Origin of the sequence: Pseudomonas sp. R2-7-07, from assembly GCF_003852355.1 — a bacterium.
GTDB lineage: Bacteria > Pseudomonadota > Gammaproteobacteria > Pseudomonadales > Pseudomonadaceae > Aquipseudomonas.
Map to the genome: position 1 here is coordinate 3,717,866 of NZ_CP027759.1, position 12,753 is coordinate 3,730,618.

Below are 12,753 nucleotides of genomic sequence, written 5' to 3' on the forward strand. Positions count from 1 at the left end.
TGCCATGCTCCCCGGAACTTGTTGCATCATTTGCAGCCAAATCCCACGTCATCCTGCGGTCCGAGTGCATTTCAGGAGCACGTCGATGAGGCCAACCGTTACACAGCCCATGGTTTCCCTTTCCTGGACGATCGCCTTGCTGATAGGGCTGGTCTTTCTGGCGCTCGGGTATGGCCTGCGTTTGGAAGCCGAGGCGGCCGTCGACGCCGCAGACCATTCCTGGCTGGACCTCGCCTTACTCTTGTGTGCCTACCTGTTTGCGTTCTGTCTCAAGCCGATTCAGAAGACTATTTTGCGTAAGCTGTGCCAGCGCGAGGCGCATCGCGCCCATCAAAAAACCGCACGCTGACTGTCTATCTTTTCTCGCAGCGTCAGCAGGCCATCCGCTTCTCGCACGACTTGCAACCCCTCATATCCCTCGATACAGGCATGTTCAGTCGCCATAGGCGCCAGGTGCGTCGAGGTCACGACCATCACGTCCGCTCCCGCCGCTTCTGCTGCTCGAATGCCTACTGTCGCATCCTCGAACACCAGGCAATCCTGCACCGGCACGCCCAGGCGCTGGGCGCCAAGCACGTAACACGCAGGATCCGGCTTGCCGCTGGCGACATCTTCGGCCGTCACCATTACCGCCGGCATGGAAATACCGGCCGCTTGCATTCGGCGCAACGCCAGTGCCTTGGGCGCAGACGTGACCAGTGCCCACTGATCGGCCGGCAAGCGGTTCAGGAACGCGACCGCACCGGCAAGCGCCACGACACCCTCGACGTCGTTCAATTCAGCCTCGGTAATCCACGCCGCCTCCGCCTCGGGATCCACACCCGGCAACCCCTGGCGCGTGATCGTATCAATCGCGCGGGCGCCATGAATGGTCGTCAGGAAAGCCTGCACATCCAGCCCATGGCGTTCAGCCCATCGGCTCCATACACGCTCGGCAGCGGCGATGGAATTGAGCAGGGTGCCGTCCATATCGAACAGGAAGGCACGGTAACGCTGACTGAATACGGCTGGATTTCGACTGGACACTACGCGGCTTCTCCATGGGTTCAAGCAATGATCGACCCCACGCAATCTACGGTTCACCTCGGCACTTGTAAACGCTGCGAGGCGCCAGCGTTAAACCCTGAATGACGAACTTGTCATCATCCTGTTGGTTAGCTGTTCGGGTCGCCTGGTTACTGTGAACTCACTGCCAACCCCGGCAGCCACTTTAAACAGAGATCTCGCCATGAAACGCTTTGCCCTCGCCTTTGCCGCTTTGCTCGCCACCGGCTCGGTATTCGCTGCCGGCACCGCCCAGGCCGCTCCCGTGATCCATGATCAGACCGGCTTCTTCGTCCACCTGGATGTCGCCAAGGTTTTGTCCAGTACCGACTCCTACGGCCAATGCGGTATCGTCCCGGCACAACTGCGCTACCTGGACCACCAGGATCGTGAGCATGTGCTGGACTACCGCGTGCAGGGCACCGGTTGCGCCAGTGACAATTGATCAGGCTAAACTTGCGCACCCCATCGAACCAGGGCTTTCCCATGAACATCCTCGTAGTCGAAGACGAACCCAAGGCCGGCAATTACCTGCTCAATGGCCTGCAGGAGCTGGGCTACAGCGTGAGCCTGGCCCGCGATGGCGTGGACGGTTTGCACCAGGCCCTGGAAACGCCGTTCGACGTGATCGTGCTCGATGTGATGATGCCGAAGATGGATGGCTGGGAAGTACTGCGCCGCTTGCGCAAGGAAGCCGACACGCCGGTACTGTTTCTCACCGCCCGCGATGACATTGCCGACCGCATCAAAGGCCTGGAGCTGGGCGCCGACGACTACCTGATCAAGCCCTTCTCCTTCGCCGAGCTGGTCGCACGCTTGCGCACCCTGACCCGACGCGGCCCGACACGTGAAGAAGAACACCTGCACATCGCCGACCTGCAAATCGATGTGCTCAAGCGCCGCGTCACCCGCGCTGGCACGCGCATTACCCTGACCAATAAAGAGTTCGCCCTGCTGCACCTGTTCGCCACTCATCAGGACCAGGTGCTGTCACGCTCGCTGATTGCCTCGCGGGTATGGGACATGAATTTTGACAGTGACACCAATGTGGTCGACGTGGCCGTGCGGCGCCTGCGCTTGAAAATCGACGACCCGTTCCAGCTCAAGTTGATCCACAGCGTGCGTGGCATCGGCTACCGCTTCGATACCCAGCCATGAGCCGCGCTCGCCATTATTCGCTGACCCTGCGCCTGGCACTGATATTCGCCTTGCTCGCCTTTGCCCTGCTGGCCACCCTGGGCGTGGCCCTGTACCGCGAGCTGGAGCGCGAGCTGGTGCGCCGCGACGACACCGCGCTGATATCCCGAGTGGATCAACTGCGCAACCTGCTCAACGACAGCAATACCCTGGGCCTGATCCAGACAAAGCCCGAGTTGTTCCAGAACATGCTGGGCAACCGCGAATCCGTATTGAGCATCGGCGCCCCCGGCCAACAACCGTTGCTGCTGGTGAACCCGGCGAATATCGAGTTGCCTTCGGTCAAACCAGTGCCCAAGGATCACGTACTGGCGCTGAGCGATGTGCAGCATTTGCCGGGGCTTAACGGCATTCCTTTTTCAACCGTGGCCGCGACCATCGACTCGGGTGACCTGGGCAGCCTGCAAGTCACCAGCGGCCGCCTGATGACCGAGCGCACCGCCGTACTCGCCAGCTATCGGTTGAGCGTTTATATCCTGGCGAGCATCGCTGCGATCGTCCTGGCGTTGGCCGGTTACCTGCTGGTGCATCGCGGCTTGCTGCCCTTGCGCCGCCTCGCCCGCCACGCGCAAGGGATCGGCGTCGGCAACCTGGCCGAGCGCCTCGACGGCCAGGGCGCACCCCAAGAATTGCTGCCGATGATCGAGTCGTTCAACACCATGCTTGAACGCTTGTCCAAGGGCTTTGTGCAATTGGGCCAGGTGTCCACCGACATGGCTCATGAACTGCGCACGCCGATCAACAACCTGCTCGGCGAAACCCAGGTTGCCCTGCAACAGCAGCGCAGTATCGAAAGCTACCAGCAGCTGTTGGCCTCCAATGTCGAAGAACTCGAACGCTTGGCGCGGATGCTCGACAACATGCTGTTTCTGGCGCGCACCGACCCCGCCAGCGCGTTGCGCCAACGCCAGGCGCTGGACGCTGCGGATGAAGTGGAACGCATCGCGGATTATTTCGAAGGCTTGGCCGCTGACGCGGGCATGCACATTGTGGTCGAGGGCGAAGGCGTGATCTGGGCGGAGCCGATGCTGCTGCGGCGCGCCCTGGCCAACCTGTGCGCCAACGCCATCAAGTATGGCTCGCCGGGCTCGGAGCTGCGTATCCAGGCCATTGCAAATGACGAGGGCGTCAACCTGAGGGTCAGTAACCACGGTGAAACCATTCCCGCCGAGCACCTACCGCGGTTGTTCGAACGGTTTTATCGGGTGGATGAATCCCGCGAGCGGTCCTCTCAGTCCAATGGGCTGGGGCTGTCGATCGTGGCAACCATCATGCAATTGCACAACGGGCGGTATGGCGTCAGCAGCGAAGACGGCGTGACGCGGTTCGAGTTGTTTTTCCCCGCCCGGGAAGCGTGAGGCGCCGCCCGGTCAATCAAAAGCCCCGTTGAGCACTTCGTAGATGATACCGGTGGCGATGGTTACCAGAATCAAGTCAGTGCCGGCTTGCTGCCATTCATACCCGTCGTAGTGAGGCAGGCGCCCCGCCAGGCGACCATCGAGTTTCTTGGCGATACCGGGCGGCAGCGGCTTGCCGCGCGCCAGATTTTTCTGAATACCCGGAGGCAACGCAGGCCCAGGGCTCCAGTAATCGCGGTTACCGCCCACCAGGCTCAGCACACTGCCCCGATCAACGCTGGGGCCGTGATTACCCGCCGAACCTTTGCCACCAGGCTTGCCGTGGCCCTGCCCCGCCTGGTTATTCCCTTTGTTATTGCCCTGGCCTTTGCCATTGCCGGGATCAGCCAAGGCAATACTGCTGCCTGCAAACAATGCGAGCGACAACACTACGGACACACACTTCGGGCACTTGATCATGATGTAGTTTTTCCAGGGGGATACCTGATCAACTGTAGTCGAGGTTATGCCACCGAGCACGGCATCAGCTCACCCGCCCGCCTGTTTCCACAATATCCACCTGAGTCTGCCAGGCCGCCGCGACCGCCAGGCGCAAGCCTTCCACCAACATCGGCAGCGCCATCGACGGCTCACCCGACCCAGGCAGGCCCGGCACATGGATAAACCCACTGCGCACCGCTGAACCCGCCAGCGCATGCTGCAATCGATAAAACACCTGATTACACACGAACGTGCCCGCCGTCTGCGAAACCGAGGCAGCAATACCCGCTTCCCGCACCGCCCTGACCATGCCCTTGATCGGCAATGTCGAGAAGTAAGCGGCCGGCCCCCCCTCTACCACCGCCGTATCAATCGGCTGGGCGCCCAGGTTGTCCGGGATGCGTGCGTCATTGACATTGATTGCGACCCGCTCGATCGAAATGTCACTGCGCCCAGGGCCCAAGCCTGTGGCGATGACCATCACCGGATGTAATTCGTCGATCAACGCCATCAAGGTTTCGGCAGCAGTGGCAAAGGCACATGGCAACCGGCGTGCGACGATCCGCACGTCATCGCTCAGTTGCACGCCCTCCAGCTGGCGCACCGCTTCCCAGGATGGGTTGACGTCGTCGTGATCGAAAGGCTCGAAGCCTGTCAGCAATAAGGTATTCATCCTGGCCTCACATCAACAGATAAAGCAGCACAATATTGACCACCAGCATCATCAAGGCGGTGGGCAATTGGGCCTTGATCACCGCGTTCTTGTCTGGCAGCTCAAGCAGCGCGGCCGGTACGATATTGAAGTTGGCCGCCATCGGCGTCATCAGCGTACCGCAGTAGCCGGAAAACATGCCGATCGCCGCCACTACCGCCGGGTTGCCGCCGTAGATCCCCACCAGTACCGGCACGCCGACGCCACCGGTCATCACCGGAAAGGCTGCAAAGCCGTTGCCCATGATCACGGTAAACAAGGCCATGCCCAGCACATACACCATGACCGCCACCAACTTGAAGTCCAGGTTGATGTACGTGGTGGTGACGTGGGCGACCGCCGTGCCCACCCCGGCTTCATTGAACAACAGCCCGAGCATTGCCAGCATCTGTGGCAGCACCATGGCCCAGCCAAGGGCTTCGGTCAGGCGACGCGATTCGCGCAAGGCTTGCACCGGCGTATCGCGGGTCAACCAGCAGGCCAGTCCCAGGGCGATCAGGCAGCCGATGCCGAGCGAGACGAAAGTAGTGTTCTTCGGATCGAGTAGCGGTACACCGCCAATTTCGGTGTGCTTGAGCAATACCGAGCCAATCACCGTGGTCAGCGGAATCGCCAGCGCGGGGATAAACAGCTTGTGACCCAGGCGACCGGCACTGGCACGCGAAGCCTTGACGTGCAATTCGGCGTGCTGGCCACGGCCAACGCCGCCCAGGCCCGCAATCAACGCCATCACCACAACGCCGACACCGATGACCACCGAGGGCAGCCGCTCCCCCACCAGGAACGGAATGGCAAACAGCAGCCAGAACAGCGCGCTGGACCAACGCTTGGGGTGGGTGCGATCCAGCACGATCATGCCGGCGGTGATCAGCAACAGCACCCCGGCCAGCCAGTACAGGTATTGAATGGAAATAATCATTGCGCGGCCTCCACCGACGGGGCGGCGGCGGTCATCTCACGGGTCAACCTGCGATCGAACCGATGCAGGCGAATGGCGTGAATGATAAAGGCACAGATCGCCGTGGGGATGCCCCACACCGCAATATGCAGCGGATCTACATCAATCCCCGAGCCGAGCAGAAAGGTGTGCATCAAGGCGATCGCACCAAAGGCGACGAAGATGTCCTCACCAAAAAACAGCCCCACGTTGTCGGTGGCGGCGCACATGGCCAATACCTTGTGACGCAGTTTGTCCGGCAGCTTGCCATAGCGTTTTTCCGCCGCCCCTTCGGCCATCGGCGCCAGCAATGGCCGTACCATCTGCGGATGCCCGCCCAGGCTGGTCAGCCCCATGGCCGCGGTCGTTTCACGTACGAACAGATAGATGATCAGCAAACGCCCGACCGTCGCGCGCTCGAAGCGGGCGATCCAGTTCTGCGCATGCAGGCGCAGGCCATGACGCTCCAACAGGCCAATCACCGCCAACGGTAATAACAGGATCAATTGCAGCGCACGGGTTTGAAGGAAGCCATCACCCATGGTTGCGAGAATTTTTTCCAGCGGGAAATGGGCGGCGAGCCCGGTAGCGATAGCGGCGGCGGTCACCACCAGCAACGGATTGAAGCGCAATACAAAGCCGACCACGATGACAAGTACGCCGATCAACGGCCATAAGTTCACAACAGTTTGCATGGCGGAGAGGTCCTTTAGTGCGCGCTGCGGCGCCATTACAGCAGGATGTGAGCAAAGGGCTCACAGCATGAAAGTGGCGTGCAGTCGGCTCGGTTTTTTTATTGTTGACCCGGAAGGTCGAGCAGTGGCGGCAACTTTGCTGCCTTGAGGTGGGAGGTGTCCAACAAGAAAAACTGTTGCTGCAGACCAATAAATTTTGTCGATATTGGCAGCGCTGGCCCCGGCAACTGGAGGGATTCGGGATTGGCCCTATACTCAGCCATGATGGTCCTGCGGATCATCCACGGTGCGATTGCCGACAATGAGGGCTCCAGCTATGTATGCCGGTCACATGAGCAGTATGGCGACAGCAATTGGCGAAATACGTTGCCAGATGGTGGTCCAGATTATTTGCCTGCTGTCGGTGGCTACGCTTTTCTGTTGATCGAGACGCGTAGTCCTCAAGTGGGCCGCGAGGTGTCACTTTGGCAAGGTATTGCCTGAATTCCGAGCAACAAAAAAGGGCTCACCTTTCGGTGAGCCCTTCTAGACCGCCCAGCAGAGCGGATTTTGTTTGGTAGGCGCGATTGGACTCGAACCAACGACCCCCACCATGTCAAGGTGGTGCTCTAACCAACTGAGCTACGTGCCTGCTGTGAGGCGGCATTCTACGGAATTCCGTAGGGGTGTCAACATCTTTTTTGCAGCTAAGCCTATGAATATGCGAATTTTTTATTCGCGGGCGGCACGCCCGCGATTTACGGGTGGCTGGCAGGCAATTTTCAACTCAGGTAGGATCGCCGCACTCGTAAAAAATATAAAACAGAGGTTCCAGGATGGCGAACACCCCCTACCCCCAGTCCTATTACGCCGCCTCCGCGAACGCGGTTCCGCCGCGCCCGGTGCTGCAAGGTGAGATCGAAACCGATGTCTGTGTGATCGGCGCCGGTTACACCGGCCTGTCCAGCGCGCTGTTTCTGCTCGAGAACGGCTTTCGCGTGACGGTGCTGGAAGCCGCCAAGGTAGGTTTTGGTGCGTCCGGTCGCAATGGCGGGCAGATTGTCAATAGCTACAGCCGCGACATCGATGTCATCGAACGCAGCGTCGGGCCCAAGCAGGCGCAGTTGCTCGGCGAGATGGCATTCGAGGGTGGCAGGATCATTCGTGAGCGCGTGGCCAAGTATCAGATCCAGTGCGACTTGAAGGACGGCGGTGTGTTCGCCGCCCTCAACAACAAGCACATGGGCCACCTGGAATCGCAGAAGCGCCTGTGGGAGCGCTACGGCCATACGCAGCTGGAGCTGCTGGACGAGCGCCGGATTCGCGAAGTAGTGGCTTGTGACAACTATGTAGGCGGCCTGCTGGACATGAGCGGCGGGCATATCCACCCGCTCAACCTGGCCTTGGGCGAGGCGGCAGCCGTTGAATCCCTGGGCGGCACGATCTATGAGCAATCGGCAGCGGTGCGCATCGAACGCGGCGCCAATCCGGTGGTACATACCGCCGAAGGTAAAGTCAGGGCCAAGTTCATCATCGTCGCGGGGAATGCCTATCTGGGTAACCTGGTGCCGGAGCTGGCGGCGAAATCGATGCCGTGCGGCACCCAAGTGATCACCACCACACCCTTGGGCGATGAATTGGCCAGGACGTTGCTGCCGCAGGACTACTGTGTCGAAGACTGTAACTACCTGCTCGATTATTACCGCCTCACCAGCGACAAGCGCCTGATCTTCGGCGGTGGCGTGGTGTATGGCGCGCGCGACCCGGCGAATATCGAAGCGATCATTCGGCCGAAAATGCTCAAGGCTTTCCCGCAGCTCAAGGACGTAAAGATCGACTACGCATGGACCGGCAATTTCCTGCTGACCCTGTCGCGCTTGCCTCAGGTTGGCCGCCTCGGCGACAACATTTATTACTCACAGGGCTGCAGCGGCCATGGCGTGACCTACACACACCTGGCGGGCAAGGTATTGGCCGAAGCCCTGAGAGGCCAGGCTGAACGCTTTGACGCGTTTGCCGACCTGCCCCACTACCCGTTCCCGGGCGGCCAGCTCCTGCGCACGCCATTTGCCGCAATGGGCGCGTGGTATTACGGGCTGCGGGACAAGCTGGGCTTTTGACGCATAACGGGGAGCCGGTTCGCCGGCTCCTTGCCTGGAAAGCCAAATCGCAGACACAAAAAACCCCGGTCTTTCGACCAGGGTCTTTGCTATCGGATCAAAGTCAGCCAATGGCTTTCTTTGTGCTTCAAGGCGTTCAGTGGGCCTTGAGGCAGATATGGCGCAGCGGACGGGACTCGAACCCGCGACCCCCGGCGTGACAGGCCGGTATTCTAACCGACTGAACTACCGCTGCGTATCGCTTGGCTGACTGAGGCTAAACCCCTCAATCACCTTTAAACATCTGACTGATCAACTTTCGCTGTTCAATCTCAAGCCCGACACATCGAACCTGGAAAATATGGCGCAGCGGACGGGACTCGAACCCGCGACCCCCGGCGTGACAGGCCGGTATTCTAACCGACTGAACTACCGCTGCGCGTCGGTGCAACCTTTAACGTTGCGTCTTGCCACAAGGGCAAAACTCTCAAGAAGTGGTGGGTGATGACGGGATCGAACCGCCGACCCTCTGCTTGTAAGGCAGATGCTCTCCCAGCTGAGCTAATCACCCTTTGCTTCGTTGAGGCCGCGAAATTTACGCAGGTAGCGGACCTAAGTCAATAGCCCGCTTGAAGTTTTTCTGAAAAAGACAAAAATGCTCCAAGACCGCCCTACTCGCTGTAAATCATCTTCTTGCTCATGCCACCGTCCACCACGAACTCCTGCCCGGTGACAAAGCCGGCCTGGCGCGACAGTAACCACGCTACCATGGCGGCTACGTCTTCCACCGTGCCTACCCGGCCCGCCGGATGCTGAGCGTGATCGGCATCGGTGAGCGGCTCGGCACGCCGCGCAGCGGGATCACGCGCATCGATCCAGCCAGGGCTGACCGCATTGACGCGCACTTCCGGGCCCAGGCTCATCGCCAACGCGTGAGTCAGCGCCAGCAGGCCACCCTTGCTCGCCGCATACGCTTCGGTGTCCGGCTCCGATTGGCGCGCCCGTGTCGAGGCCAGGTTGACGATAGCGCCACCGTGGGCGCGCAGGTACGGCGCGCAGTGCTTGGCCAGCAGCATCGGCCCACTGAGGTTCACCGCCAGTACGCGGTTCCAGTACGCCAGGTCGAGGCTTTCCAGGGTGATATTGCGCGGATCGGCCACCGCCGCATTGCACACCAACGCATCCAGGCGCCCAAATTGCCCCAATACCTCAGCGACACCTTGGGCCACTTGCTTCTCGTCGGCCACGTCCATGCTGATAAACCAGGCATTCTCGCCCAGCACCTTGGACACCTTGGAGCCGCGCTCGCGGTCCAGGTCGGTCAACACCACCTGCCAGCCTTCGCTGATCAGCCACGCCGCGATCCCCAGGCCAATGCCCCGCGCTGCGCCGGTCACCAGCGCCACGCGCCCGTTACTGGCCGTCGCGGCCTCCATGGACCACTCGATCACAAGGCCGCCAGCCCGCGGGCCAGGTCGGCCTGCAAGTCAGCCACATCCTCCAGCCCGACCGCGATGCGAATCAGGCTGTCACGGATGCCTGCCGCTTCACGCTCCTGCGGCGCCAGGCGCCCATGGGAGGTGGTGCTCGGGTGCGTGATGGTGGTTTTGCTGTCACCCAGGTTGGCGGTGATCGAGATCAGGCGCGTGGCATCGATAAAGCGCCAGGCGCCTTCTTTGCCACCCTTCACTTCGAAACTCACTACCGCGCCGAACCCGCGCTGCTGGCGCTGCGCCAATGCGTGCTGCGGGTGGCTCTTGAGGCCGGCGTAATGCACTTTCTCGATCCCGTCCTGCTGCTCCAGCCACTCGGCCAGCGTCTGGGCATTGGCGCAATGGGCCTTCATGCGCAGGCTGAGGGTTTCCAGGCCTTTGAGGAAAATCCACGCGTTGAACGGGCTCAGGGTCGGCCCGGCGGTGCGCAGGAAGCCCACCACTTCCTTCATCTGCTCGCTGCGACCGGCCACCACACCGCCCATGCAACGGCCCTGGCCGTCGATGAACTTGGTGGCCGAATGCACCACGATGTCCGCGCCCAACTTCAACGGCTGTTGCAGCGCCGGGGTGCAGAAGCAGTTGTCGACAACCAGCATCGCGCCCTTGGCGTGCGCTACTTCGGCCAGCGCGGCGATATCCACCAGTTCAGCCAGCGGGTTGGACGGCGACTCGACGAACAGCAGCTTGGTATTGGACTTGATCGCTGCCTCCCAACCGGACAGATCCGCCAGGGGCACGTAGTCCACTTCGATACCGAAGCGCTTGAAATACTTCTCGAACAGGCTGATGGTCGAACCGAACACGCTGCGCGATACCAGCACGTGGTCGCCAGCGCTGCACAGGCTCATTACCACTGCCAGGATCGCCGCCATGCCGGTCGCCGTGGCCACCGCTTGCTCAGCACCCTCCAGGGCGGCGATACGCTCTTCGAACGCACGCACGGTCGGGTTGGTATAGCGCGAGTAGACGTTGCCCGGCACTTCACCGGCAAAGCGCGCAGCAGCATCGGCCGCCGTGCGGAACACATAACTGGAGGTGAAGAACATCGGATCACCGTGCTCCCCTTCCGGGGTGCGGTGCTGGCCGGCGCGCACAGCCAGGGTATCGAAAGCTACGCCATCGAGGTCGCTGTCCAACCGACCGGCATCCCATTCCTGACTCATGCTGCGACTCCTTACTCGAATTCTTTAAGATACAAAACCGGCCCCTCAGGGCCGGTGTTCACTCAGTTGTTGTACAGATCGATGATCGCGCTGACCGCCTGGGTCTTGATCTTCGACGAGTCGTTGCGCGCCTGCTCGATCTTGTTCAGGTAGGCCTCATCGACGTCACCGGTCACGTACTTGCCGTCGAACACGGCGCAGTCGAACTGGTCGATCTTGATCTTGCCGCCGCCGACCGCTTCGATCAAGTCAGGCAGGTCCTGGTAGATCAGCCAATCGGCACCGATCAGGTCGGCCACGTCCTGGGTCGAACGATTGTGGGCGATCAGTTCGTGGGCGCTCGGCATATCGATACCGTACACGTTCGGGTAACGCACGGCAGGCGCGGCAGAACAGAAATACACGTTCTTCGCACCGGCTTCACGGGCCATCTGGATGATCTGCTTGCACGTGGTGCCGCGCACGATCGAGTCATCCACCAGCATCACGTTCTTGCCACGAAATTCCAGCTCGATGGCGTTGAGCTTCTGGCGCACCGACTTCTTGCGCGCCGCCTGGCCGGGCATGATAAAGGTACGGCCGATGTAGCGGTTCTTGACGAAGCCTTCGCGGAACTTGACGCCCAGGTGGTTGGCCAGCTCCAGCGCGGCGGTACGGCTGGTGTCCGGGATCGGGATGACCACGTCGATGTCGTGCTCGGGACGCTCGCGCAGGATCTTCTCGGCCAGCTTCTCACCCATGCGCAGGCGCGCCTTGTACACCGAAACACCGTCGATGATCGAATCCGGACGCGCCAGGTAGACGTGTTCGAAGATGCAGGGGGTAAGTTTCGGCGCAACGGCGCACTGACGGGTGTGCAACTTGCCGTCTTCGGTGATGTACACCGCTTCGCCCGGCGCCAGGTCGCGAATCAGGGTGAAGCCCAGTACATCCAGGGACACGCTTTCGGAGGCGATCATGTACTCGACGCCTTCGTCGGTGTGACGCTGGCCGAACACGATCGGGCGGATGCCGTGCGGGTCACGGAACCCGACGATGCCATAACCGGTGATCATCGCCACGACGGCATAGCCGCCCACGCAACGGTTATGCACGTCGATCACGGCGGCAAACACGTCTTCTTCGGTCGGCTGCAGCTTGCCGCGCTGGGCCAGCTCATGGGCGAACACGTTGAGCAGCACTTCCGAGTCGGAACTGGTGTTGACGTGGCGCAGGTCAGATTCGTAGATCTCCTTGGCCAGTTGCTCAACGTTGGTCAGGTTGCCGTTGTGCGCCAGGGTAATGCCGTAAGGCGAGTTGACGTAGAACGGCTGAGCTTCGGCCGACGTCGAGCTACCGGCGGTTGGGTAACGCACATGGCCAATGCCCATGTGACCGACCAGGCGCTGCATGTGACGCTGATGGAACACGTCGCGCACCAGGCCATTGTCCTTGCGCAGGAATAACCGGCCGTCGTGGCTGGTCACAATACCGGCAGCGTCCTGGCCGCGGTGCTGGAGGACGGTTAGCGCGTCATACAGCGCCTGATTGACGTTCGACTTACCGACGATACCGACGATGCCACACATGCGACGCAACCCCTACTTAATGGAT

The 12,753-nt window shown here is 61.0% G+C and carries 14 protein-coding genes and 4 tRNA genes; 6 read left to right on the top strand and 12 right to left on the bottom strand.

The features are described 5' to 3' along the window. Window positions 1-85 precede the first annotated feature (85 nt). Window positions 86-349: a hypothetical protein gene (locus tag C4J86_RS16985; protein ID WP_124371243.1), complete on the top strand. Its 264-nt coding sequence runs from the start codon at window positions 86-88 to the stop codon at window positions 347-349. On the opposite strand, the gene C4J86_RS16990 is transcribed toward C4J86_RS16985, so the two are convergent. Then, entirely contained in the window at window positions 331-1,026 is a 696-nt protein-coding gene (locus tag C4J86_RS16990) for an HAD family hydrolase (protein WP_124371244.1), read from the bottom strand. The two genes, C4J86_RS16985 and C4J86_RS16990, sit on opposite strands and share 19 nt — an antisense overlap. A 202-nt stretch (window positions 1,027-1,228) precedes the next feature. On the opposite strand from C4J86_RS16990, the gene C4J86_RS16995 reads away from it, so the two are divergent. The 3 genes from C4J86_RS16995 to C4J86_RS17005 are packed head-to-tail and all read left to right on the top strand — an operon-like array spanning window position 1,229 to window position 3,599. Next, window positions 1,229-1,489 (top strand): DUF2790 domain-containing protein, encoded by a 261-nt coding sequence (locus C4J86_RS16995; RefSeq protein WP_124371245.1) that lies wholly within the window; start codon window positions 1,229-1,231, stop codon window positions 1,487-1,489. A 41-nt stretch (window positions 1,490-1,530) separates the two neighbouring features. After that, window positions 1,531-2,202, top strand: a complete 672-nt coding sequence (locus C4J86_RS17000) for a heavy metal response regulator transcription factor (protein ID WP_124367657.1) — start codon at window positions 1,531-1,533, stop codon at window positions 2,200-2,202. Further along, window positions 2,199-3,599: a heavy metal sensor histidine kinase gene (locus C4J86_RS17005; protein ID WP_124371246.1), complete on the top strand. Its 1,401-nt coding sequence runs from the start codon at window positions 2,199-2,201 to the stop codon at window positions 3,597-3,599. Before C4J86_RS17000 ends, C4J86_RS17005 begins: the two co-directional genes overlap by 4 nt. A gap of 12 nt (window positions 3,600-3,611) precedes the next feature. Here the strand turns inward: C4J86_RS17005 and C4J86_RS17010 are convergent, their stop codons facing one another. From C4J86_RS17010 to C4J86_RS17025, 4 genes are all read right to left on the bottom strand, one after another. Next, window positions 3,612-4,058 carry an anti-virulence regulator CigR family protein gene (locus C4J86_RS17010; RefSeq protein WP_124371247.1) on the bottom strand — a complete coding sequence of 149 codons (447 nt, stop codon included), beginning with the start codon at window positions 4,056-4,058 and terminating at the stop codon, window positions 3,612-3,614. A 64-nt stretch (window positions 4,059-4,122) separates the two neighbouring features. Then, window positions 4,123-4,752 (bottom strand): pyroglutamyl-peptidase I, encoded by a 630-nt coding sequence (gene pcp / locus C4J86_RS17015; protein ID WP_124371248.1) that lies wholly within the window; start codon window positions 4,750-4,752, stop codon window positions 4,123-4,125. Between the two features lie 7 nt (window positions 4,753-4,759). Continuing rightward, window positions 4,760-5,710, bottom strand: coding sequence for a DUF979 domain-containing protein (locus C4J86_RS17020; protein ID WP_124371249.1), 951 nt, complete (start codon window positions 5,708-5,710; stop codon window positions 4,760-4,762). Beyond that, on the bottom strand, window positions 5,707-6,423 hold the full coding sequence (locus C4J86_RS17025; protein WP_124367662.1) for a DUF969 domain-containing protein: 717 nt from the start codon (window positions 6,421-6,423) through the stop codon (window positions 5,707-5,709). Before C4J86_RS17025 ends, C4J86_RS17020 begins: the two co-directional genes overlap by 4 nt. Before the next feature lie 156 nt (window positions 6,424-6,579). Here C4J86_RS17025 and C4J86_RS26885 point away from each other — a divergent pair, with 156 nt between their 5' ends. Beyond that, window positions 6,580-6,906: a hypothetical protein gene (locus tag C4J86_RS26885; RefSeq protein WP_164487781.1), complete on the top strand. Its 327-nt coding sequence runs from the start codon at window positions 6,580-6,582 to the stop codon at window positions 6,904-6,906. A 71-nt stretch (window positions 6,907-6,977) separates the two neighbouring features. On the opposite strand, the gene C4J86_RS17030 is transcribed toward C4J86_RS26885, so the two are convergent. Further along, window positions 6,978-7,054, bottom strand: a tRNA-Val gene (locus C4J86_RS17030). A gap of 184 nt (window positions 7,055-7,238) precedes the next feature. Here C4J86_RS17030 and C4J86_RS17035 point away from each other — a divergent pair. Beyond that, complete coding sequence (locus C4J86_RS17035; protein WP_124371250.1) at window positions 7,239-8,522, top strand: FAD-binding oxidoreductase; 1,284 nt, start codon at window positions 7,239-7,241, stop codon at window positions 8,520-8,522. A gap of 158 nt (window positions 8,523-8,680) precedes the next feature. Here C4J86_RS17035 and C4J86_RS17040 read toward each other — a convergent pair. The 6 genes from C4J86_RS17040 to purF form a co-directional block, all read right to left on the bottom strand. Then, window positions 8,681-8,757, bottom strand: a tRNA-Asp gene (locus C4J86_RS17040). A gap of 106 nt (window positions 8,758-8,863) precedes the next feature. Further along, window positions 8,864-8,940 (bottom strand) — tRNA-Asp (locus C4J86_RS17045). 56 nt (window positions 8,941-8,996) lie between these two features. After that, a tRNA-Val gene (locus C4J86_RS17050) sits at window positions 8,997-9,072 on the bottom strand. A gap of 100 nt (window positions 9,073-9,172) precedes the next feature. After that, complete coding sequence (locus tag C4J86_RS17055; RefSeq protein WP_124367667.1) at window positions 9,173-9,937, bottom strand: SDR family oxidoreductase; 765 nt, start codon at window positions 9,935-9,937, stop codon at window positions 9,173-9,175. Window positions 9,938-9,948: 11 nt separating this feature from the next. Next, on the bottom strand, window positions 9,949-11,160 hold the full coding sequence (locus C4J86_RS17060; RefSeq protein ID WP_124371251.1) for an O-succinylhomoserine sulfhydrylase: 1,212 nt from the start codon (window positions 11,158-11,160) through the stop codon (window positions 9,949-9,951). 62 nt (window positions 11,161-11,222) lie between these two features. Further along, the gene (gene purF, locus C4J86_RS17065) at window positions 11,223-12,728 is read right to left on the bottom strand and encodes an amidophosphoribosyltransferase (RefSeq protein ID WP_124363594.1); all 1,506 of its coding nucleotides are present in this window, start codon (window positions 12,726-12,728) and stop codon (window positions 11,223-11,225) included. Window positions 12,729-12,753: the final 25 nt, after the last annotated feature.

Excerpts from the sequence above, each read along its gene's own strand:
- C4J86_RS16985 (WP_124371243.1), top strand. The coding sequence starts at position 86 with ATGAGGCCAACCGTTACACAGCCCATGGTTTCCCTTTCCTGGACGATC.
- C4J86_RS16995 (WP_124371245.1), top strand. The coding sequence starts at position 1,229 with ATGAAACGCTTTGCCCTCGCCTTTGCCGCTTTGCTCGCCACCGGCTCG.
- C4J86_RS17000 (WP_124367657.1), top strand. The coding sequence starts at position 1,531 with ATGAACATCCTCGTAGTCGAAGACGAACCCAAGGCCGGCAATTACCTG.
- C4J86_RS17005 (WP_124371246.1), top strand. The coding sequence starts at position 2,199 with ATGAGCCGCGCTCGCCATTATTCGCTGACCCTGCGCCTGGCACTGATA.
- C4J86_RS17010 (WP_124371247.1), bottom strand. The coding sequence starts at position 4,058 with ATGATCAAGTGCCCGAAGTGTGTGTCCGTAGTGTTGTCGCTCGCATTG.
- pcp (WP_124371248.1), bottom strand. The coding sequence starts at position 4,752 with ATGAATACCTTATTGCTGACAGGCTTCGAGCCTTTCGATCACGACGAC.
- C4J86_RS17020 (WP_124371249.1), bottom strand. The coding sequence starts at position 5,710 with ATGATTATTTCCATTCAATACCTGTACTGGCTGGCCGGGGTGCTGTTG.
- C4J86_RS17025 (WP_124367662.1), bottom strand. The coding sequence starts at position 6,423 with ATGCAAACTGTTGTGAACTTATGGCCGTTGATCGGCGTACTTGTCATC.
- C4J86_RS17035 (WP_124371250.1), top strand. The coding sequence starts at position 7,239 with ATGGCGAACACCCCCTACCCCCAGTCCTATTACGCCGCCTCCGCGAAC.
- C4J86_RS17055 (WP_124367667.1), bottom strand. The coding sequence starts at position 9,937 with ATGGAGGCCGCGACGGCCAGTAACGGGCGCGTGGCGCTGGTGACCGGC.
- C4J86_RS17060 (WP_124371251.1), bottom strand. The coding sequence starts at position 11,160 with ATGAGTCAGGAATGGGATGCCGGTCGGTTGGACAGCGACCTCGATGGC.
- purF (WP_124363594.1), bottom strand. The coding sequence starts at position 12,728 with ATGTGTGGCATCGTCGGTATCGTCGGTAAGTCGAACGTCAATCAGGCG.